Source organism: Curtobacterium sp. MCBD17_008 (assembly GCF_003234475.1).
Classification (GTDB): Bacteria; Actinomycetota; Actinomycetes; order Actinomycetales; family Microbacteriaceae; genus Curtobacterium.
This window is the reverse complement of record NZ_QKTK01000008.1, coordinates 87,709-109,808: the sequence shown is the minus strand read 5'-3', so window position 1 is coordinate 109,808 and position 22,100 is coordinate 87,709. Positions and strand designations below refer to the sequence as shown.

At 73.4% G+C, this 22,100-nt stretch carries 16 protein-coding genes and 1 tRNA gene; 6 read left to right on the top strand and 11 right to left on the bottom strand.

Features of this window, described 5'->3' with window-relative positions; translation table 11 throughout:
- Nucleotides 1-10 precede the first annotated feature (10 nt).
- Entirely contained in the window at nucleotides 11-658 is a 648-nt protein-coding gene (locus DEI95_RS09410; protein ID WP_258367553.1) for an HAD family phosphatase, read from the top strand.
- 24 nt (nucleotides 659-682) lie between these two features.
- Here DEI95_RS09410 and prmC read toward each other — a convergent pair whose 3' ends face one another.
- The 9 genes from prmC to argS form a co-directional block, all read right to left on the bottom strand.
- Entirely contained in the window at nucleotides 683-1,579 is an 897-nt protein-coding gene (gene prmC / locus DEI95_RS09405; RefSeq protein ID WP_111060076.1) for a peptide chain release factor N(5)-glutamine methyltransferase, read from the bottom strand.
- 5 nt (nucleotides 1,580-1,584) lie between these two features.
- Nucleotides 1,585-2,667: a peptide chain release factor 1 gene (gene prfA / locus DEI95_RS09400; RefSeq protein WP_110825118.1), complete on the bottom strand. Its 1,083-nt coding sequence runs from the start codon at nucleotides 2,665-2,667 to the stop codon at nucleotides 1,585-1,587.
- Nucleotides 2,668-2,670: 3 nt separating this feature from the next.
- A complete protein-coding gene (gene rho / locus DEI95_RS09395; protein ID WP_111060075.1) occupies nucleotides 2,671-4,848 on the bottom strand; it encodes a transcription termination factor Rho in 2,178 nt (725 codons plus the stop codon).
- 129 nt (nucleotides 4,849-4,977) lie between these two features.
- Nucleotides 4,978-5,958, bottom strand: a complete 981-nt coding sequence (gene thrB, locus DEI95_RS09390; RefSeq protein ID WP_111060100.1) for a homoserine kinase — start codon at nucleotides 5,956-5,958, stop codon at nucleotides 4,978-4,980.
- A gap of 41 nt (nucleotides 5,959-5,999) precedes the next feature.
- Nucleotides 6,000-7,079: a threonine synthase gene (gene thrC / locus DEI95_RS09385; RefSeq protein WP_110890832.1), complete on the bottom strand. Its 1,080-nt coding sequence runs from the start codon at nucleotides 7,077-7,079 to the stop codon at nucleotides 6,000-6,002.
- Between the two features lie 72 nt (nucleotides 7,080-7,151).
- Entirely contained in the window at nucleotides 7,152-8,459 is a 1,308-nt protein-coding gene (locus DEI95_RS09380) for a homoserine dehydrogenase (RefSeq protein WP_111060074.1), read from the bottom strand.
- 28 nt (nucleotides 8,460-8,487) lie between these two features.
- Nucleotides 8,488-9,909, bottom strand: a complete 1,422-nt coding sequence (gene lysA, locus DEI95_RS09375) for a diaminopimelate decarboxylase (RefSeq protein WP_111060073.1) — start codon at nucleotides 9,907-9,909, stop codon at nucleotides 8,488-8,490.
- 67 nt (nucleotides 9,910-9,976) lie between these two features.
- A complete protein-coding gene (locus DEI95_RS09370) occupies nucleotides 9,977-10,786 on the bottom strand; it encodes a hypothetical protein (protein ID WP_111060072.1) in 810 nt (269 codons plus the stop codon).
- A gap of 2 nt (nucleotides 10,787-10,788) precedes the next feature.
- Nucleotides 10,789-12,459 (bottom strand): arginine--tRNA ligase, encoded by a 1,671-nt coding sequence (gene argS / locus DEI95_RS09365; protein WP_110900157.1) that lies wholly within the window; start codon nucleotides 12,457-12,459, stop codon nucleotides 10,789-10,791.
- A gap of 73 nt (nucleotides 12,460-12,532) precedes the next feature.
- Between argS and DEI95_RS09360 the strand changes: the two genes are divergently transcribed.
- The 4 genes from DEI95_RS09360 to DEI95_RS09345 all read left to right on the top strand — a co-directional run bounded on the left by DEI95_RS09360 (nucleotide 12,533) and on the right by DEI95_RS09345 (nucleotide 18,924).
- Complete coding sequence (locus tag DEI95_RS09360) at nucleotides 12,533-13,114, top strand: hypothetical protein (RefSeq protein ID WP_111060071.1); 582 nt, start codon at nucleotides 12,533-12,535, stop codon at nucleotides 13,112-13,114.
- A gap of 130 nt (nucleotides 13,115-13,244) precedes the next feature.
- Nucleotides 13,245-13,316, top strand: a tRNA-Arg gene (locus DEI95_RS09355).
- A 296-nt stretch (nucleotides 13,317-13,612) separates the two neighbouring features.
- Nucleotides 13,613-17,599, top strand: a complete 3,987-nt coding sequence (locus tag DEI95_RS09350; protein ID WP_111060070.1) for a Pls/PosA family non-ribosomal peptide synthetase — start codon at nucleotides 13,613-13,615, stop codon at nucleotides 17,597-17,599.
- Between the two features lie 8 nt (nucleotides 17,600-17,607).
- Nucleotides 17,608-18,924, top strand: a complete 1,317-nt coding sequence (locus tag DEI95_RS09345; RefSeq protein WP_181436261.1) for a M1 family metallopeptidase — start codon at nucleotides 17,608-17,610, stop codon at nucleotides 18,922-18,924.
- On the opposite strand, the gene DEI95_RS09340 is transcribed toward DEI95_RS09345, so the two are convergent.
- Both DEI95_RS09340 and DEI95_RS09335 read right to left on the bottom strand, forming a co-directional pair.
- The gene (locus DEI95_RS09340) at nucleotides 18,921-19,622 is read right to left on the bottom strand and encodes a 4'-phosphopantetheinyl transferase superfamily protein (protein WP_111060069.1); all 702 of its coding nucleotides are present in this window, start codon (nucleotides 19,620-19,622) and stop codon (nucleotides 18,921-18,923) included. The two genes, DEI95_RS09345 and DEI95_RS09340, sit on opposite strands and share 4 nt — an antisense overlap.
- A gap of 93 nt (nucleotides 19,623-19,715) precedes the next feature.
- The gene (locus DEI95_RS09335) at nucleotides 19,716-19,919 is read right to left on the bottom strand and encodes a hypothetical protein (RefSeq protein WP_110825128.1); all 204 of its coding nucleotides are present in this window, start codon (nucleotides 19,917-19,919) and stop codon (nucleotides 19,716-19,718) included.
- Between the two features lie 223 nt (nucleotides 19,920-20,142).
- Here DEI95_RS09335 and DEI95_RS09330 point away from each other — a divergent pair.
- Nucleotides 20,143-22,100: YgcG family protein (locus tag DEI95_RS09330; RefSeq protein WP_220036644.1), on the top strand; the 1,958-nt coding region annotated here is incomplete at its 3' end.

The following is a 22,100-nucleotide window of genomic DNA, read 5'->3' as shown; positions in this document are numbered from 1 at the left end:
AGGAGGCATCGTGAACGAGACGCCCGCGCCCCCACTCCTGTTCCTCTTCGACATGGACGACGTCCTCGTCCGCTACGACTGGACGACCCGGATGGCCGGGCTGACCGAGCTGACCGGGCACGACTTCACCGAGCTCCGCCGCCGCTGGTGGGACACCGGGAACGAGCAGCGAGCCGAGGCCGGGCACTTCGCGGACGCCGACGCCTACCTCGCCGCCTTCGAGGAGGCCATGGGGTGCCCGGTCCCCGAGACGGAGTGGGCACGCGTCCGCGGAGCGGCGATGACCGAGCTGCCGGACCGGGTCGAGGCGGTGCGGATCGCCAAGCAGCACGGTCGGGTCGCGCTGCTCACGAACAACGGTCCGCTCGCCGGTCGGTGGCTGCACGAATGGGTCCCGTCCCTGCCGCCGCTGTTCGAGGAGCACCTGGACACCACGAGCGCGTTCGGCGCACGGAAGCCCGATCCGGAGGTGTTCCGGCGCGTGCTCGCCCACCACGGTGTCCCGGCCGAGCGCACATTCTTCGCCGACGACATGCCCGAGAACGTCGCCGGGGCACGGAGCGTCGGCATCACCGCCGTGCTCGTCGAGCACGACACCGACCTGCGGGGTGCGGTGCGGACGTTCGTCGCGGCCCACGAGACGGCACCGGTCGTCTAGGAGCCGCCGCCCGGCACACGCCGGTCAGCGCGTCGCGGTGGTCGTGCGGTCGCGTCCGGTGAGGTCGACGTGCGTTTCCGGGGACCGGAAGCCCCGGCCGGCGAGCACCGCGCGGACGCCGGCGCCCTGCTGCTCGGCGTGCTCGACGACGAGCAGTCCGCCGGGCACGAGCAGGCGCCACGCGGTCTCGGTCAGGGCCCGCACGGCGTCGAGCCCGTCCGGTCCGCCGTACAGCGCGAGCGCCGGGTCGTGGTCGCGGACCTCGGGGTCGATCGGGACCGCGTCGTCGGGCACGTACGGCGGGTTCGACACGACGACCGACACCCGGCCGTCGAGCTCCGGCAGCGCGTCGGCGAGGTCACCCTCGACGAGGTGCACCGTCCCGCCGTGTGCGTCCACGTTGCGACGCGTCCACGGCAGGGCCTCGGGCGAGCGTTCGACCGCGTAGACCACGGCGTTCGGCACCTCGGTGTCCATCGCGATGGCGATCGCACCGCTCCCGGACCCGAGGTCGACGGCGATCGGCTCGGGAACCGCGGTCGTCCGGAGCGCGTCGATGCCGAACTGGACGACCGACTCGGTCTCCGGCCGCGGGACGAACACGCCCGGGCCGACCGACAGGGTCAGCGCGCGGAAGTGCGCCTCGCCGGTGACGTGCTGGAGTGGTTCACGGGTGACGCGACGGGCGACGGCGTGCCGGAAGCGCTCGACGTGTCCCTCGGCGATCGCTCCCCCGGTCATCGCACGCGCCTGCACGGCACCCCGCGACGTGTCCGTCGCCCAGGCCAACAGGAGTTCCGCGTCGACCTGCGGCGTCGGGACGCCTGCCGCGCCCAGGGCCGCTGCCGCCTCATGCAGGAGCCGGTCGGCGGTGAACGCGGGCCGGGGACCCGAGGTGGGGCGGGCCTCCCGGCCGGACACGCCGATCAGGCGTCCTGGTCGCCGAGGGCGGCCAGGCGCGCCTCTTCGTCGGCCTGGATGGCGGACTGCACGACCGGTTCGAGTGCGCCGTTCATGACACGATCGAGGTCGTACGCCTTGTAGCCGGTGCGGTGGTCCGCGATCCGGTTCTCCGGGAAGTTGTACGTCCGGATGCGCTCCGAACGGTCCATCCCGCGGATCTGCGACTTGCGGGCGTCGGAGGCGATCGCGTCACGCTCCTCCTGCTGGCGCGCGAGGATGCGGGCCCGCAGGACCCGCATGCCGGCCTCGCGGTTCTGCAGCTGCGACTTCTCGTTCTGCATCGCGACCGTGATCCCCGTCGGGAGGTGCGTGATGCGGACGGCGGAGTCCGTCGTGTTGACCGACTGTCCGCCGGGACCGGAGGAGCGGTACACGTCGATCTTCAGGTCGTTCTGGTTGATCTCGACCTCCTCCGGCTCGTCCACCTCGGGGAAGACGAGCACGCCGGTCGTCGACGTGTGGATGCGCCCCTGCGACTCGGTCGCCGGGACACGCTGGACGCGGTGCACACCGCCCTCGTACTTGAGGTGTGCCCACACGCCCTGCGACGGGTCGGTCGCGTTCGACTTGATCGCGACCTGCACGTCCTTGTAGCCACCGAGGTCGGACTCGGTGCGCTCGAGCATCTCGACCTTCCAGCCCTTGCCCTCGGCGTAGTGCGAGTACATGCGGAGCAGGTCGGCCGCGAACAGCGCGGACTCCTCGCCGCCCTCGCCGCCCTTGATCTCCATGATGACGTCACGGCCGTCGTCGGGATCGCGCGGGATGAGGAGCCGGCGGAGGCGCTCCTGGCGCTCCGCCAGCTGCTCCTCGAGCCCCGGGACCTCGTCCGCGAACGCCTCGTCCTCGCGAGCGAGCTCGCGGGCGGCGGCGAGGTCGTCCCCCGCCGCCTGCCAGCCCTCGTACGCGGCCTTGATCTGGCTCAGCTCGGCGTACCGCCGGTTGACCTTCTTGGCGCGGGCCGGGTCGGCGTGGAGCGCGGGGTCCGACAGCTGCTGCGTCAGTTCCTCGTGTTCCGCCAGCAGCCCTGCCACCGACTCGAACACGCGTTACTCCTGGTGGCCGCTGCCGTGGTGACCGTTGGTCGCCGGCACCGACTTCTGGATCTGGACGAGGAACTCCACGTTCGACTGCGTCTCCTTGAGGTTCCGGAGGACGACGTCGAGCGCCTGCTGCGGGTCGAGCCCGGCGAGGGCCCGACGGAGACGCCAGGTGATCGCGACCTCGTCGGCGGAGAGCAGCTGCTCCTCGCGACGGGTGCCGGACGCGTTGATGTCGACGGCCGGGAAGATCCGCTTGTCGGCGAGGTGCCGGTTGAGGCGGAGCTCCATGTTGCCGGTGCCCTTGAACTCCTCGAAGATCACCTCGTCCATCTTCGACCCGGTCTCGACGAGCGCCGTGGCGAGGATGGTCAGCGAGCCGCCGTTCTCGATGTTGCGGGCGGCGCCGAAGAAGCGCTTGACCGGGTAGAGCGCGGCGGAGTCGACGCCACCGGAGAGCACGCGACCCGACGGCGGTGTGGCCAGGTTGTACGCGCGGCCCAGTCGGGTGATCGAGTCGAGCAGCACGACGACGTCGTGGCCCAGCTCGACGAGGCGCTTCGCACGCTCGATGGCGAGTTCGGCGACCGTGGTGTGGTCCTCGGCGGGACGGTCGAAGGTCGAGGCGATGACCTCGCCCTTCACCGTGCGCTGCATGTCGGTGACCTCTTCGGGACGCTCGTCCACCAGGACGACCATGAGGTGCGCCTCGGGGTTGTTCTTCGAGACGGCGTTCGCGATCGCCTGCAGGACGACGGTCTTGCCGGCCTTCGGCGGGGAGACGATGAGACCGCGCTGGCCCTTGCCGATCGGCGACACGAGGTCGATGATGCGGGTCGAGATCTTCGCGGGCTCCGTCTCGAGGCGCAGGCGCTCGTTCGGGTACAGCGGGGTGAGGTCCTGGAAGTCGACCCGGGCCGCGGCCTCGTCGGCGGTCTGACCGTTGATCGTGTCGATCTTGACGAGCGCGTTGTACTTCTGACGGCTCTGCTGCTCGTCGTTCCGCGGCTGCTTGATCGCGCCGACGACCGCGTCGCCCTTGCGCAGGTGGTACTTCTTCACCTGACCGAGGGAGACGTAGACGTCCTCCGGCCCCGGCAGGTAGCCGGTGGTGCGCACGAACGCGTAGTTGTCGAGGACGTCGAGGATGCCGGCGATCGGGATGAGGACGTCGTCCTCGGTGACCTCGGGCTCGAACTCGTCGTTCTGGCCGCCGCGACCACGCTTGCGGTCACGCTGGCGACGGGTCCGACCGTTCTCGGCCTCCTGCTCGGCGGCGCGCTGCTGGTCGGCACGCTGCTGGTCGCCGCGCTGCTGGTCGCCACGCTGCTGCTCGGCCTGCTTCTGCTGGCCGTTCTGCTTCTGCTCGCCCTTGTCGGCGTTCTGCTGCTTGCCGCTCTGCTGCTGCTTCGGCTCGGCCTTGTCGGCCTCGGGCTGCTGGCCGTTCTGCTCGGCCTGGTCGCCGTTCTGACCGCGACCACGACCGCGACCGCGACTGCGACGACCGCGACGAGCGCCGCCCTCGGCCTGGTCGCCCTGGTCGGCCTGGTCGGCCTGCTGGCCGTCGTTCTGCTGCGCGACGTCCTGGTCGCCCTGCTCGGCGGCGTCCGCGGCCGGGACCTGGACCTCCGCGGTGGCGCTCCGGGCCTCCTGGCCGTCGGCCTGCTGCGCCTGGCGGTCGCGACCGCGACCACGACGCTGACCGGTCTGGGCGGCCTCCTGCGCGTCCTTCTCGGCGCGGACCTGGTCCAGCCCGGCGAGGAGGTCCTCGGTGCCGGTGTGGCCGGCGTTCGTGTGCGAGGCCGCGGCGGTCGGCTCGGCGCTGACGGTGCCACCGGAGGAGGCACGGCGGTTGCGGCGGCCGCGGGCCGGGGCCTCGGCGACCGGTGCGGCGGGCTGCTCGTCGCGCTCCGCCGGCGCCTGCTGCGCGGGCTCCGCGGCAGCGACCTGCTCGGTGGTGTCCGCGACCGGGGTGCCGGTGCCGGCACCGTCGAGGGTCGGCGTGACCGTGGCGGGCGCCTCGGCCGGACGCTTGTCCTCGATCGAGGCGATGAGGTCGCCCTTGCGGAGCTTCGAGAGCCCGGTGATGCCGAGGGACGAGGCGATGCGCTGGAGCTCCGGGAGACGGAGCGCGCGCAGGTCAGTGGGGATCTCCACCGAACCGGTGGAGGTGGTGACGTCGGTCACGATGCTGATGGTTCCTTCCGACCGCAGAACGCGGAGAGTTTCCACCGTTCCCGTCGCGGATGTGCAACGGCCGTCGTTCAGACGACGGACCGGGAACGGTGATCTGGAGAGAGTGCCCCACGCACCGGATCAGCGTGGCGGTCGACCTGGGGTGGTCGACGCCTCCGCGAGTTCGGCTTCGAGCGTCGGGTGCGGCTTCACTGTAGCACCACCGAGGTCGACGGCCAGCATGAGCGCACGCCAGGTGGACTCGGCGTGTCGCTCGACCAGTCCGGCCGCCGCGAGCCGCTGTGCCGGGTCGCTCCCCAACACCAGGAGGCTCGGCCCGGCGCCCGAGACGACGGCCGCCAGACCGTGCTGCCGGAGGAGCCCGATCAGGGCGTCCGTCTCGGGCATCGCGCTCGCGCGGTAGGCCTGGTGGAGCCGGTCCTCGGTGGCCGCGAGCAGCAGTTCCGGGCTCTGGATGAGCGCCGCCACGAGCAGCGCCGACCGCGAGACGTTGAAGGCGGCGTCCTCGTGCGGCACCGTCATCGGCTGCAGGGACCGCGCGAGCTTCGTCGAGAGCGTCGACGTCGGGACGAAGACGACGGGCGACACCCCGCGGTGCACGAGCAACCGCTTGTACGCCGGGCCGTCGGCGGTCATCCACGCGATCGTCAGACCACCGAAGAGCGCGGGGGCGACGTTGTCCGGGTGCCCCTCCATCTCGGTGGCGAGGCTCAACAGCGTGGACGCGTCGAGGTCGACCACGCCGGCGAGGAGCCCGCGCGCGGCCATCAGCCCGGCGACGATCGCGGCGGCGGACGACCCCATGCCGCGGCCGTGCGGGATGGCGTTCGTGGCGTGCAGCTCGAGCCCGGGCTGCGGGACGCCGGCGTGCTCGAAGCCACGGCGGACGGCCCGGACGACCAGGTTCGTGTCGTCGGTCGGCACCTCACCGGCGCCGACGCCGTCGATCGTCACGGTCGCGCCCGGCTCGGGCCGGACGCGGACGTCGACCTCGTCGTAGAGCGACAGCGCGAGTCCGAGGGAGTCGAACCCCGGGCCGAGGTTCGCGGAGGTCGCCGGGACGCGCACCCGGACCGCCCGTCCGGCCGGTACAGCCTCCAGGGCGGTCGCGCCCTCCCCCGGTCCGGACGAGCGGTCGACGCTCACCGCGCGCTGACCAGTCCGAGCACGTCCGCGATCGCGGCGGTGTCCACGGGCACGCTGGTCGGCGCGACCTCGCCGCCGTCCTGCGTGCGGAGCGCCCACTGCGGGTCCTTCAGGCCGTGGCCCGTCACCGTGATGACGACGGTCGCGCCCTTCGGGACGACGCCCGCGTCGGCGCGCTCGAGGAGCCCGGCGACGCCGATGGCCGACGCCGGCTCGACGAACACGCCGACCTCTGCCGAGAGGATGTGGTGCGCTGCGAGGATCGCCTCGTCGGAGATCGCACCGAAGTAGCCGTCGGTCTCGTCCCGGGCCTCGAGCGCGGGCTGCCACGACGCCGGGTTGCCGATCCGGATCGCCGAGGCGATGGTCTCCGGGTGCCGGACGACCTCACCGTGCACGATCGGGGCCGAGCCGGCTGCCTGGAAGCCGAACATCCGCGGCATCCGCGACGAACGGCCCGAGGCGACGTCCTCGCGGTACCCGCGCGAGTACGCGGTGTAGTTGCCCGCGTTGCCGACCGGCAGGAAGTGGAAGTCCGGCGCGTCCCCCAGGACGTCGACGACCTCGAACGCGGCGGTCTTCTGCCCCTCGATGCGGTCGTTGTTGACCGAGTTGACCAGGTGCACCGGGTAGTTCGCCGACAGGTCCCGCGCGATGTCGAGGCAGTCGTCGAAGTTGCCCTGCACCTGCAGCAGCTGTGCGTCGTGTGCGACGGCCTGGCTCAGCTTGCCCATCGCGATCTTGCCCTCGGGCACGAGCACCGCGGCGGTGATGCCGGCGTGCGTGGCGTACGCGGCTGCCGAGGCGCTCGTGTTGCCGGTGGAGGCGCAGATGACGGCCTTCGCCCCGTGCTCGACGGCCTTCGAGATCGCCATCGTCATGCCGCGGTCCTTGAAGGAGCCGGTCGGGTTCATGCCCTCGTACTTCACGTACACCTGGGCGCCGGTGCGCTCGGAGAGTCGTCGCGCCGGGATGAGCGGGGTGCCGCCCTCACCGAGCGTCACGATCGGGGTCGCGTCGGTCACGTCGAGTCGGTCGGCGTACTCGCGCAGGACTCCCTGCCACTGGTGGGCCATCAGGCTTCTCTCTCTGTCCGGTGGGGCGGTCTGGTCTGGGTCGGCTGGTCGGTCGGGAGGCTCGGGGTCGCGTCAGGCGCCGACGACGCGCAGCACGCTGGTCACGTCGATGACGACGTCCTCGCCGCGGAGCGCGACGACGGTGTCGGCCAGGTCGGCCTCACGGGCGAGGTGCGTGCCGATGACGAGCGTCGCGGTCCCCTCGACGGCACCCGTGGTGGTCTGCTCGACGGTCTCGACGCTGACGCCGTGCGCCGCGAGCACCCCGGCGACGGTCGACAGCACGCCGGGGGCGTCCGACACGTGCAGCGCGATCTGGTAGCGGGTCCGCACCGTCCCGATCGGGAAGACGGGCAGTGCCGACTGCGTCGACTCCGCGACACCCGGACCGCCGATGACGTGGCGACGGGCGGCGGACACGAGGTCACCGAGGACCGCGGAGGCCGTCTCCACCCCGCCGGCGCCGGCGCCGTAGAACATGAGGTCGCCGGCGGCCTCGGCCTCGACGAACACCGCGTTCTTCGCCCCGTGCACGCTCGCGAGCGGGTGCGACTCGGGCACGAGCGCGGGGTAGACGCGGGCGCTGACGCCCTCGCGACCCTGGGCGTCGGTGAGGCGCTCGCACGTGGCGAGGATCTTCACGACGTAGCCGGCCTTGCGGGCGGCGCGGACCTGCTCGATCGTCACCGAGGTGATGCCCTCGCGGTGCACGGCGGCGAGCGGGACCGAGGTGTGGAACGCGAGCGACGCGAGGATCGCCGCCTTCTGCGCGGCGTCGTAGCCCTCGATGTCGGCGGTCGGGTCGGCCTCGGCGTACCCGAGCTCCGTCGCGGTCGCCAGTGCGTCGTCGAAGGTCGCGCCCTCGCGGTCCATCAGGTCGAGGATGAAGTTGGTCGTGCCGTTGACGATGCCCATGATCCGCTCGATGCGGTCCCCGGCGAGCGAGTCGTGCAGCGGTCGGATGATCGGGATCGCGCCGGCGACGGCGGCCTCGTAGTAGAGCTGTGCGCCGACCTGCTCGGCTGCGGCGAAGAGCTCCGGGCCGTGCGTGGCGAGCAGCGCCTTGTTGCCGGTGACGACGTCCGCCCCGGACTGCAGGGCCTGCAGCACGAGGGTGCGCGCCGGCTCGATGCCGCCGATGAGCTCGACCACGATGTCGGCCCCGAGGATGAGCGACTCCGCGTCCGTCGTGAAGAGGTCACGCGGCAGGTCGACGTCCCGATGCGCCTCCACGTCGCGGACGGCGATCCCGACCAGCTCCAGACCGGCGCCGGCCCGGGTCGCGAGCTCCTCGCCGTGCTCGAGCAGGAGTCGGGCGACCTGGGAACCGACCGAGCCGGCTCCCAGCAGCGCGACGCGGACGTTGCGGTATTCGATCATCGGGTGGGTGTCTCTCCGGGTCGGGTGGTCAGCGTGCGGCACCGGTGTCGGGCACCGGCGCGACGCCGGTGTCACGGGCGAGGAGGTCGTCGACGGTCTCGCCACGCACGAGGATACGGGCCGTGCCGTCCGCCACCGCGACGACCGGCGGACGACCGACGTGGTTGTAGTTGCTCGCGAGACTCCAGCAGTAGGCACCGGTCGCGGCCACCGCGAGCAAGTCGTCCCGCTGCACGTCGCCGGGCAGGTACTCGTCGTGGACCACGACGTCACCGCTCTCGCAGTGCTTCCCGACGACACGGGTCAGCACCGGGTCGGCGTCCGACGTCCGGGCGAGGCGTGCGGTGTAGTCCGCGCCGTACAGCGCCGGCCGCACGTTGTCGCTCATGCCGCCGTCGACCGACACGTAGGTGCGCGTCGCCGACGTGCCCTCGTCCGTCTCGACCGTGACGGGCTTGATCGTGCCGACGCGGTACAGCGTGACGCCGGGCGGGCCGACGATGTAGCGGCCGGGCTCCACCGCGATCTCCGGCACCGGGATGCCGCGGGACGCGCACTCCTCGGCGACGATCGCGGCGAGGGCGTCCGCGACGTCCTCGGGCGCGAGGGCCGAGTCCGCCTCGGTGTAGTCGATGCCCCAGCCGCCGCCGAGGTTGAGTTCCGGCACCGGACCGGTGGCGACGAGCGTGGCGTGCACGTCCATCAGCCGGCGGGCGGCCTCGCGGAAACCGCTGTCGTCGAAGATCTGCGACCCGATGTGCGAGTGCAGCCCCACGAACGCCAGGGACGGCTCGGCACGGACGGCCGTCGCCGCCTGCACGGCCTCGGACAGCGGGATGCCGAACTTCTGGTCCTCGCGTGCGGTGGCCAGGAACTCGTGGGTCGAGGCGTGCACCCCGCTGTTGATCCGGATGCGCACGCGCTGCACGACACCGGCCTCGGCGGCGATGCGGGCGACGCGGCCGATCTCCTCGTGGCTGTCGAGCACGACCGTGCCGAGCCCGATCGACACCGCGCGCTCGAGTTCTGCGTCGGACTTGTCGTTGCCGTGGAAGCCCATCAGCGCCGGGTCGACGCCCGCGGCCAGCGCGACGGCGATCTCCCCCATCGTGCAGACGTCGAGACGGAGGTCGGCGTCGGCCATCCACCGGGCGACGTGCGTCGTCCAGAAGGCCTTGGCCGCGTAGTAGACGTGCGCCCGGGTCCCGATCCGCGAGAAGGCGTCGGTGAAGGCGTTCCGCACGCGGACGGCGCGCGACTGGACGTCACGCTCGTCGACGACGTACAGGGGTGAGCCGTACTGCGCCACGAGTGCGTCCGCGGCGACACCGCCGATCGCCAGCATGCCATCGTCGGTCCGCGTCGCGGAGGCGGGCCAGATGCGGTCGACGAGTTCGGACGCGTCCGTCGGGAACCGCAGCCGCGGCGGCGCAAGGGGGTTCTCGCTCACGGGACCCGATCCTATCCGGCCGGGACGAGCCTCCCGGCGCATGTGACGCCCATCGCCCGCGGGGTCCTCAGCAGCGGCCGGTGGTGCGCAGGCCGTCCTCGCTGAGCGGGAGTTCGTCCGCGGTGACGCGCACCGTCGCCGCCGACTCCGTCACCCGGAGCGACCGGACCCGGAGCTGCTCCGGCAGGAACTGCGCCGTGCAGACCGGGACGGGCACGTCCGAGACGCCCGGGATGTCGTCGAGGTCCAACCCGAGCGAGGAGTTGGTGATGCGGACGGTCTCGGGCGTGATCGTGACGCCCCGACCGTCGGACTGCACCGCGACCGAGCCGTCCGCCGCGTAGCCGATGTCGAAGCCGAGCACCGAGGTGGTGCCCCGCAGCTCGACGCCGCCGTCGATGAGCCGGAGTCGTTCGAACAGCGGTGAGTACGCCGCCAGGTCCTTGACTGCCCCTGCCGCGAGCCGGACCGTGCCGTCGACGTCGTGCACGGCACCCTGGCCGTCCACCGGCAGGTCGCGCGCGGTGACGTCCGCCGCGAGCGGGATGCCCGCCACCGTCAACCGGTCCGAGGAGATGTGCACCCGGTCGAAGGTCCCGCCGACCAGCTGCGGGATGACGACGCCGTCCACGTGCGCGTCCACCGTCCCGGTCGTGCCGTCGGGCAGCGACTGCTCGACCTGGTCCGCGATCGTCCGGTCGACGACCCCGCGGAGGACGAACTCGGCGACCACGACGACGACCGCCAGGAGCAGGAGCACGACGACCAGCACGATCGCCAGCGTCCGGCCCCGACGCGTCCGGCCCCGACGCTTCCGGCCCCGACGCTCCCGACCCCGACGCTCCCGACCCCGACCGGTGGCGGGTGCGGACGTCACCGCTACATCCGTTCGGGCGCGCTGACGCCGAGCAGACCGAGGCCGTTCCGGACCACCTGGCCCGTGGCGTCGTTCACCCAGAGACGGGTGCGGTGCAGGTCCGACACCGGCTCGTCCCCGAGCGGCGTGACGCGGCAGGAGTCGTACCAGCGGTGGTACAGGCCGGCGAGCTGCTCGATGTACCGGGCGATCCGGTGCGGTTCCCGGAGCTCCGCGGCCTGGCGGACCACCCGCGGGTACTCCGCGATCGCGCCGAGGAGGGCGCTCTCGGACTCGTGGGTGAGCAGCGACGCGTCGAACACCGAGCGGTCCACGCCGGACGCCGCGGCGTTGCGGGCGACGGACTGCGTCCGGGCGTGGGCGTACTGCACGTAGAACACCGGGTTGTCGTTCGTGCGCTTGGTCAGCAGGTCGAGGTCGATGTCGATCGCCGTGTCGCTCGCGAACCGCACGAGCGCGTACCGGCCGGCGTCCACGCCCACGGCGTCGACGAGGTCCTCCATCGTCACGACGGTGCCGTTGCGCTTCGACATCCGGAGCGGCTGGCCGTCCTTGAGCAGGTTCACCAGCTGGCCGATGAGGATCTCGAGGTTCACGCCCGGCTCGTCACCGAACGCCGCACACATGGCCATCATCCGGCCGACGTAGCCGTGGTGGTCGGCGCCGAGCATGATGAGGTTCCGCTCGAAGCCGCGCTCGCGCTTGTCGAGGTAGTAGGCGAGGTCGCCGGCGATGTACGCGGGTTCGCCGTCCGACTTGATGACCACGCGGTCGCGGTCGTCGCCGAAGTCGGTCGTCCGGAGCCACAGGGCGCCGTCCGCCTCGTACATCCGGCCCTGCTCCTGCAGCCGGGCGATCGCCCGGTCGACCGCCTTCGACTCGTGCAGCGAGTTCTCGTGGAAGAAGACGTCGAAGTCGACGCCGAAGTCGTGCAGCGACCGCTTGATGTCCGTGAACATGAACTCGACGCCCTCGCGCCGGAACAGCTCCTGCGCTTCGTCGCGCGGCATCCCCGTGACGTCGACACCCGGCTCGAGCGTCGCGAGCACGCGGGCCGCGATCTCGCCGATGTACGCGCCGCCGTAGCCGTCCTCGGGCGTCGGCTCCCCCAGCGCGGACGCCAGGAGGGAGCGGGCGAACCGGTCGATCTGGTTGCCGTGGTCGTTGAAGTAGTACTCGCGGGTGACGAGGCCGCCCTGCGCCTGGAACACGCGCGCCAGGCTGTCGCCCACCGCGGCCCACCGCACGCCGCCCATGTGGATGGGTCCGGTCGGGTTCGCCGACACGAACTCGAGGTCGATGCGGACCCCGTCGTAGAGGTCGCCGTGCCCGAAGGTCACGCCCTGGTCGACCACGGTGCGTGCGACCTCGCCGGCCGCGGCGGCCTCGAGCGTGATGTTGATGAAGCCCGGCCCGGCGATGTCGACCGAGTCCACGCCGTCGAGCTCGGTCAGCTCGCCGGCGATCTCCGTCGCGAGCTCGCGCGGGTTGGTCCCGAGGCGCTTCGCGAGCTGCATGGCCGCGTTCGACGCCCAGTCGCCGTGCGCCCGGTTCTTCGGCCGTTCCAGGGCCACGTGGGACTCCTGGACCGTCACGGTGTCGGCAGCGCCTCGGCGCTCGACGATGCCCGTGAGGATCGACAGGTACGCGGCGGAGAGTTCGGCAGGAGTCACGGCGATCGAGTCTACCGGGACACCCGGCGACCACCCGGACCACGCCGGGAGGGATGCAGCATCATGGTCCGTCATGACCTCCCGCAGCCTCCGGGCGTCCGGCCTCGCCGCACTCGTCGTCCCCGCCGCGCTCGTGCTCGCGGCCTGCTCGGGCACGGGCGGTGGTGCCCCCTCCGCCTCCCCCACCACCGGGAGCGTCGGCCGTCCGGTGCCGCAGGACTGCGACGAACTCGTGCCGGCGACGACGTTCACCGTCTACGGGCAGGAGTTCGAGCGGGTGCGGACACCGCGTCCCGCATCGGGTTCGGCCGTCGCGCAGATCGCCGGCCAGGACGGTCGCGTGTGCACCTGGCGGTCCACCGCGGACGAGGACGTCACCGTGACCGTCGCCGTGGCACACCTGCCCGCGGCGCAGATCACACAGCTCGAGGACGCCCTCTTCGCGCAGGGCGGGTCCGTCCCCACGTACACGGTGGAGGGCTACTACTCCCTCCGCTCCGGCACCGGTCGCGCCGACGCCTTCGCCGGTCCGTACTGGATCCACACCAGCTCGACGCTCTTCACCGAGCCCGGGACCGCCCAGCCCGTCGTCGACGCCGTCCGGCACGCGGTCGCGCCGGACGCGACCGCGCCGACCGGGTCGCCGACGCCCTGACCGGCGCCACGGCGGACGGGAGGCCCGTGTCGGACCGGTGCGGAGCCTCCCGTCCGACACGGCACGCCCGGGGAGGCGCACCGGCGTTCAGGAGGCGGGCGCGGACCTGCTACGGTTGGTGACACCCCGGGCCCCCATAGCTCAGGGGATAGAGCACTGCCCTCCGGAGGCAGGGGCGGAGGTTCGAATCCTCCTGGGGGCACAGTCACATCCCCCGCGCAAGCTGTCGTCCTCGCTGCGCTCGGTCGGCAGCGCGCGACGTCGCCTGCGGCGACCTTCCCCCGTGGGCACAAGCACGACGTCCGCTGCGGGCACCTTCCCCCGTGGGCACCAGCACGACGTCCGCTGCGGGCACCTTCCCCCGTGGGCACCAGCACGACGTCCGCTGCGGGCGCCTTCCCCCGTGGGCACCAGCACGACGTCCGCCGCGGCGACCCTCCGGGTCGCGGCCACGTGCGTTCCCGAGCAGGACACCTCCGGGCCCTAGGATCACGCGGCGTGACGACCTCCACGCAGCAGGAACTCGACCGCGGGGACCGCGCCGCACCGGCCAGGACCCTGCTCGACGTCCTCACCGCCACCGCCGAGGCACACCCCGACGCCCTCGCCCTCGAGACGCCGGAGGGTGCGCTCGACTACCGCGGCCTCCTCGCCCTCGTGCAGGAGCGCGCCGCCGACCTCGCCCGCCACGGCGTCCGACGCGGCGACCGGGTCGGGATCCGCATCCCCTCCGGTGGCCGGGACCTGTCCGTGTCGATCCTCGCCGTCCTCGCCGCCGGCGCCGCCTACGTCCCCGTCGACGCCGACGACCCCGAGGAACGCGCCACCCTCGTCTTCGGCGAAGCACGGGTGGTCGGCGTCATCGGTGCCGGCGGTGTGCTCCGCGACCGCCAGGGCGCTCCGCTGCCGGTCACCGACCCCGCGGCGAGCGCCGAGGCGCCCACGACCGAGGACGACGCGTGGGTCATCTTCACGTCGGGGTCCACCGGCGTGCCGAAGGGCGTGGCCGTCACCCACCGCTCCGCCGCGGCCTTCGTCGACGCCGAGGCCCGGATGTTCCTGCAGGCCGCGCCGCTCGGTCCGGACGACCGGGTGCTCGCGGGCCTCAGCGTGGCGTTCGACGCCTCGTGCGAGGAGATGTGGCTCGCCTGGGGACACGGTGCCTGCCTCGTGCCGGCGCCCCGGTCGCTCGTGAAGAGCGGGGTCGACCTCGGCCCGTGGCTCATCGCGCACGGCATCACCGTCGTCTCGACCGTCCCCACGCTCGCGGCACTGTGGCCCGACGACGCGCTCGAGTCCGTGCGGCTGGTGATCTTCGGCGGTGAGGCCTGCCCGCCGGAGCTCGCCGCCCGCATCGCGTCCCGGGACCGCGAGGTGTGGAACACGTACGGCCCGACCGAGGCGACGGTCGTCGCGTGTGGCGCCCTGCTCGACGGCAGCACCCCGGTCCGGATCGGCCTGCCGCTCGACGGGTGGGACCTCGCGGTCGTCGACGCCGAGGGGCAGCGCGTCGCGCCGGGGCAGGTCGGCGAACTCGTCATCGGGGGCGTCGGCCTCGGCCGGTACCTCGACCCGGCGAAGGACGCCGAGAAGTACGCGCCCTTCCCGCAGCTCGGGTGGGAGCGGGCGTACCGGAGCGGCGACCTGGTCCGGTACGACCCCGAGGGGCTCGTCTTCCAGGGTCGCGCCGACGACCAGGTGAAGCTGGGCGGCCGGCGCATCGAACTCGGCGAGATCGACGCGGCCCTGCAGTCCCTCGACGACGTCGCCGCGGGTGCCGCGGTCGTGCAGCGCACCCCGGCGGGCAACCAGGTGCTCGTCGGCTACATCGCCCCGGTCGCCGGCGCGGTCGTCGACACGGCCGCGGCGAACACCCGTCTCCGCGAGGAACTGCCCGCCGCGCTCGTGCCGCTCCTCGCCGTCGTCGACTCCCTGCCGACGCGGACGTCCGGCAAGGTCGACCGGGCGGCGCTGCCGTGGCCCCTCGCGGGCGCGATCGGGACGGACCTCCCGCCGACCGTCGCGTGGATCGCCGAGCGGTGGTCGGCGATCCTCGGTGTCCCGGTCGCCGACGTCGACGACGACTTCTTCGCGCACGGCGGCGGTTCCCTGACCGCCGCGCAGCTCGTGTCGACGATCCGCGAGCGCTACCCCACGACCACCGTGGCCGACGTCTACGACCACCCGCGGATCGGCGCACTCGCGGCAGCGCTCGACGCGTCCGGGCCGGTGGCGGCGGCACGACGGGACGTCCGGCCGGTGCCGCCGCGCACCGGGCTGCTCCTGACGGTGCTCGGCCTGCCGCTCCAGGTGCTCCGTGGGCTGCGCCTGCTGAGCTGGACGGCACTCGTCGCGGCGGTGCTGCACGCCACCACGATGCCGTTCCTGCCCGTGCTGCCGTGGCCGCTCCTGGTGATCGCCCTCGTGCTGTTCGTCACCCCGGCCGGCAAGATGACGATCACGGTCGTCGCCGCCCGCCTGCTCCTGGCCGGGGTCCGTCCCGGCGACCACCCGCGCGGCGGCTCGGTGCACGTCCGGGTGTGGCTCGCGGAACGGATCGCGGAGGCCGTGGACGGTCCGTCGACCGCGGGCGCCCCGTGGATCAGCTACTACGCCCGGGCCCTCGGTGCGAGGATCGGCCGGGACGTCGACCTGCACACGCTGCCGCCGGTCACCGGGATGCTCACGATCGGGAAGCGCGCCGCAGTGGAGCCCGAGGTGGACCTCGCCGGACACTGGGTGGACGGCGACGTGTTCCGCCTGGGTCCCGTGCACGTCGGCACGGACGCGGTCGTGCACAGCCGCTCGACCCTGATGCCCGGAGCACACGTGGGCGACGGCGCCGAGGTCGAGGCCGGCTCGGCGGTGGCCGGCGCGGTCCCGGCGGGTGAGCGCTGGGCGGGCTCGCCGGCCGAGCGCATCGGGTCGGCACGCCACGGCCGGGAGGCCCGCCCCGCGTCCCCGAAGCGGTGGCTGCTCGCGTACGGGGCCGGGTCGGTCGCCGTCGCCGGGCTCCCCGTCGTCGGCGTCACGGCCGGACTGGCCGTCGCGGCGCTCGTCGTCGGGCGCCCGACCTCGCTCGGGGCCGCGGTCGGCCCCACGCTGCTGAGCGTGCCGCTCGCCACGGTCGTCGCGGGCCTCGTGTACGCGGGCCTCGTCGTCGCCGCGGTCCGGCTGCTCGGGCTCGGGCTCGTCGAGGGTCGGCACCCCGTGCGGTCCCGGACCGGGTGGCAGGTGTGGTGCACCGAACGGGTCCTCGACGCTGCCCGCACGCTGCTGTTCCCGCTGTACGCGAGCCTCGTCACCCCGCTCTGGCTCCGCCTGCTCGGCGCGCGGGTCGGCCGGGACACCGAGATCTCCACCGTGCTGCTCATCCCCGCGCTGACACAGATCGCGTCCGGGGCGTTCCTGGCCGACGACACCATGGTCGCCACCTACGAGCTCGGCGGCGGTCGGGTGAGGATCGGTCGGTCGAAGGTGGGCCGCCGGGCGTTCCTCGGCAACAGCGGCATGACCGGCGCCGGTCGGTCGGTGCCGCGCGAGGCCCTCGTCGCGGTGCTGTCCGCCGTGCCGAAGAAGGCCAAGCGCGGGTCCTCGTGGCTCGGCAGTCCCCCGGTCCGGCTCCGACGGGCGGCGGCGCAGTTCGACGAGGAGCGCACGTTCCGGCCGCCGACCCGGCTGAAGGTCGCCCGCGGCGCGTGGGAGGTGCTGCGTCTCGTGGCACCCATGGTGTCCGCCGCGATCGGGGTGGCCGTCGCCGCCACCTTCCTGGCCCTGTGGACCACGGTGGGGCTCGGCTGGACGGTGCTGCTCGCCGGCCCGGTCCTCATCGCCGCCGGTGCGGTCGCGGCGGCCGTCTCGACAGTGGCGAAGTGGGCCTTCGTCGGGCGCATCACCGCCACCGAGCACCCGCTCTGGTCGTCGTTCGTCTGGCGCAACGAGGTGCAGGACACCTTCGTCGAGTCCGTCGCACGCCCCTGGTTCGCCGAGCAGGCCATCGGCACCCCGGCCCTGGCGGCGTGGTTGCGGAGCCTCGGCGCGACGATCGGCCGCGGTGTCTGGTGCGAGACCTACTGGCTGCCGGAGGCCGACCTCGTCACGATCGGCGACGGGGCGACCGTCGCCCGCGGCACCGTGGTGCAGACGCACCTGTTCCACGAACGCGTCATGCAGCTCGACACCGTGACGCTCGACGCCGGCGCAACGCTCGGGCCGCACGGTGTGGTCCTGCCCGCTGCCGGCATCGGCCCGGGAGCGACCGTCGGGCCCGCCTCACTCGTGATGCGCGGCGAGCAGGTCCCGGGCGGCACGCTCTGGGCCGGCAACCCGATCGGCCCGTGGGAGCACCCGCCGTGGCGCACCGCGGCGTCCACCACCGGACACGACGGGGCGAGCGTGTCCGGCGACGCCGACGGACCACGCGACGCCAGTGGGTCCGGCGAGCGCGCCGAGCACCCGGGGCCGGTCGGCGCCGTGGCAGACTGACCGGCACCGTGAAGCAGACCGACCCCACCGCCGACCCGTACACCCCGCACAGCGGCGACCGGCGGTGGACGACCCGCCACCACGACCTGCGACTCGACTACCGCGTCGCCACGAACCGGCTCGACGCGACCGCGACGATCAGCGCGACCGCCGACGAGCCGCTCGAGAAGGTCGTGCTCGACCTGCACGGGCTGAGCGTCGACCGGGTCGACGTCGACGGCGTGCGCGCGAAGAAGGTCTCGGTCGGGACCCACAAGACGACCGTGACACCCGCCGCACCGATCGCTGCGGGCGACGAGTTCACGGTGCACGTGCGGTACCGCGGCGCACCCCGACCACTCCGGAGCCCCTGGGGCACGCTCGGCTGGGAGGAACTGACCGACGGCGTGATCGTCGCGAGCCAGCCCGTCGGCGCACCGTCGTGGTTCCCCTGCAACGACCGCCCCGACGACAAGGCGACCTACCGCATCGAGGTGACGTGCGAAGCGGGGTACGAGGTCATCGCGAACGGCGCGCTGCTCGGCCGGGAGCGCACTGCTCGTGGCACGCGCTGGACCTACGCCGTCACCGAGCCGATGGCGACCTACCTGGCCACCGTGCAGATCGGTCGGTACCGCGCGACGAAGCTGCGCGGCGGTGCCGTGCCGGTCACCGTGCACCACCCGTCCGACCTGACCGCCGCCGTGAGGACGGACTTCGGCCAGGTGCCCGACATGATCGCCCTGTTCACCGACCGGTTCGGGCCGTACCCGTTCGCCGAGTACGGCGTCGTGGTGACCGACGACGAGCTCGAGATCCCGCTCGAGGCGCACGGCCTCGCGGTCTTCGGGCGGAACCACGTCGACGGGGAGCACGGCACCGACCGGCTCATCGCCCACGAGCTGGCGCACCAGTGGTTCGGCAACTCGGTGACGCTCGGCGTGTGGCGCGACATCTGGCTGCACGAGGGCTTCGCCTGCTACGCCGAGTGGCTCTGGTCCGAGCACCGCGGCGGCCCCACCGCGGACGACCTGGCGGCGACGTACCGTGCCGGGCTGCTCGACCAGCCGGAGGACCTCGTCGTCGCGGACCCCGGCGCCCGGGACATGTTCGACGACCGCGTCTACAAGCGCGGCGCGCTCGCCCTGCACGCCCTGCGACGGACGATCGGCGACGCTGCCTTCACCGACGGTCTCCGCACGGTGACCGGACGGCACCACCACGGCACGGTGACGACGCCGGACGTCGTGGGCGCGTTCGCGACGGCCGCCGGTACCGACCCCGCGCACGTGCTGCGCGTGCTCGGACCCTGGATCGACGAACCGGGCGTCCCCCCGCTGCCCTAGCCCCGGCGCCGCCCTGACACGGCGCCGCCCTGGCGCCCGTGCCGTCGCGGCGTCGGCGTCGTCCCGGTGTCCCCGCCGTCCTGGGGTCCCGGTCCACGGAGGTCCTCGACCCGGACCGGAGCACCGCCCGCGGCGACGGCCACGACCAGGTCCGCGTCGAGCACGACGACCGTGACGAGCTGCTCCATCCCGTCGAACCGCGCGCGGTCCACCTGCCCGTCGCCGACTCGTCCGAGGACGGCCTCCACGCGTGCGGGATCGACCCGGAGCCCCCGTCCGTCACGCTTCAGCACCGCCTCCTTCACCGTCCAGCACGCGGTGAGGTGCACCCCCGCGCCCTCCGGTCCGGACGCGACCGCGCGGTGCCGCTCCCCCGCGGTGAAGGCGTCGAGCGGGGCCGCCGTCACCCGGGACGCCCGCTCGACGTCGACACCGAGCGACGCCGGCCCGACGGCGAGGACGACGATCCCCGAGGTCCGCGCCAGACCGACGCCGACCGGACGACCGTCGACCCGGGCTCCCGGCCGACCGTGGTCCGCAGCACCGCAGTGTGGACAGCGCTGCTGCACGGAGACCAGGGCCGGGTCCGATCGGGTGACCTCGGCGACGAACGCGACCAGGGCCTCCCGGTCGGCCGTTCGCGACGCCCCTGCGGCGGCCACCCGCACCGACACGGTCTGGAGGCCCGACTCACCCACGCGAGCAGCCTACGGTCCGCAGTGGGACGGCCGGTGCGGGCACGACGACGGCCCCGGTCGGGACCGACCGGGGCCGTGCTGTCGTCCTGCGGGTCAGGCGTGGGTGAGGGCGATGAGTGCGACGTTCATCGTCGCGTACCGGCCCTCGGACCGGGTCGCCTGACGCACGCGTCCGCGGAGGACCTCGTACCGTCCGTCACGCTCACGCACGAACCCGATCACGCCGCTCGCCGGCGTGGACACGCGGTGGTACCCGTCCTCGAGTGGGACGACTTCTGCGGTGGTCGCTCGCTCCATTGCTGCTCCCCTTCCTTCGTTGGCTCAGACCCACTCTACCCCGTTTCGGGGGACATGCCCGCAGCACTGTCCACTGTGTGCGGGCCCCGGGCGATCCCGGTGGGGTACAACCGACGCCGGCCCGCCCTCCCGCTCCACAGCCCCGGCTCGTCCAGGAGGTGCCTGGCTAGACTCCGGACGACGGCCACGGACCAGCTGGACGAGGGCCACGGACGGAGGACGGATGCGCACGGTCGAGGTCAGGACGGACTCCGGGTCGACGGGGGTGCCTGCCCGGGACGACGCGGCGCCACGTCCCCTGCTCGCGCGTCTGCTGGCAGGCGCGACCGCCGCCACCGTCGCCGCGCTGCTCGTCGTCGCCCCGGTCCCGGCCGCGCACGCCACCGAGCCGGTCGACCTCAGCGGCGCGTACGTCCTCGACGACGCGGACGCCCTCACCGACGCCCAGCAGGCCGACGTCGAGCAGGCCGTGCAGGACCTGTACCAGGAGACGCAGACACAGCTGTTCGTCGTCTTCGTGCCGTCCTTCACCGACCCGAGCGACCACACCGCCTGGGGTGCCGCGACCATGCAGCAGAACCAGATCGAGACCGACAGCATCCTGCTCTCCGTCGCGGTCGACGAGCGGAACTACGACGTCCAGCAGACCAACGAGACGGCGATCACCTCGAGCGACGTCGAGCGCGCGGTCAACGGCGACCTGCTCCCCCGCCTCAAGCAGGGCGACTGGGCCGCCGCGGCGACGGCCTTCGCCGGCGGACTCCAGCAGAGCCAGCAGCCCGCCGACCTCACCTGGCTGTGGGTGCTGCTCGGTGTCGCCGTCCTGGCCGCGGTCGTCGCCGTCCTCGTCATCCGGGCCCGCAACCGGCGGCGCACCGTCGCGGCCCGGCGCGAGCAGGAGCAGTCCCTCGCCGAACTCCAGCGACGCGCCGGTGGGGCCCTCGTCACGATCGACGACGAACTGCGCACGGCCGAACAAGAGGTCGGCTTCGCGGCGGCGCAGTTCGGCGAGGACGCCGCCACCCCGTTCGCCGAGACCGTGTCGATCGCCAAGCGCGAGGTCCGCAAGGCCTTCGCCCTCCAGCAGCAGCTCGACGACGAGGTCCCGGACACGCCGCAGGAGCGCGCCGAGTGGGCGAACCAGATCATCGCCATCTGCGAGCAGGCGCACGCGGCCATCGAGTCGCAGACCGAGTCGTTCGACCAGCTGCGCTCGCTCGAAGCGGGCGTCGACACCGCCGCCGCCGAGCTGACCGCCGCCCTCGGGACCGCTCCCGCCGCCGTGGCCGCGGCCCGTGCGGCGCTGGAGCGCGTCCGGACGGCGTACACCGGTCGGACGCTCGCGACCGTCGCCGACAACGTCGACCAGGCCGAGCAGGTGCTCGCGTACGCCGACGAGCGTGCCGGTGCCGCTCGGACGGCGCTCGCCGCGGGCGACCGGGGCGAGGCCGTCGTCGCGGTCCGGGACGGGCAGCACGCGCTGGCCCAGGTGCAGCAGCTCACCGGCGCCGTCACGGCAGCGGAGCGCACCTTCGCCGACGCCGCCGAGCGTGCCGAGGCGATGCGCGCCGACATCGAGGGCGACGTCGCCGCGGCCGCCACCCTCCGAACCGGCGGCCCCGACCTCGCGGCCGCGGTCGCGCGGGCGCAGCGGGTCCTCCGTGCCGACGTCGACCCGCGTGACCCCGTCGGGGCGGTCGACGCGCTCACCAAGGCGAACACGGACATCGACGCCGCCCTCGCGACCGCCCGCACCGCCGAGGAGCAGCATCGTCGCGCGACCCAGGCCCTCGACGCCGCCCTCCGGGACGCCCGCTCCCGGATCGGCCAGGCGCGCGAGTTCATCACCGTGCACCGCGGAGCCGTCGGCCCCGCCGCACGCACCCGCCTGTCCGAGGCCGAGCGGGCCTTCGACGACGCGCTCGACCTCGCCACCACCGACCCGCAGCGGGCACTGCAGGCCGCCCGTGCCGCGGAGCAGTACGCGGCGGCCGCCATCGACGAGGCGAACGACGACACCACCGGGTGGCCCGGCGGCGGCATGGGCGGCGGTCGCGGCGGCCCGCAGCTCGGCGGACTCGTCACCGGTCTCGTCCTCGGCGGACTGCTCGGCGGTCGCGGCGGGAGCTACGGGGGCGGCAGCTTCGGCGGGGGCGGCTTCGGCGGCGGGTCGTTCGGCGG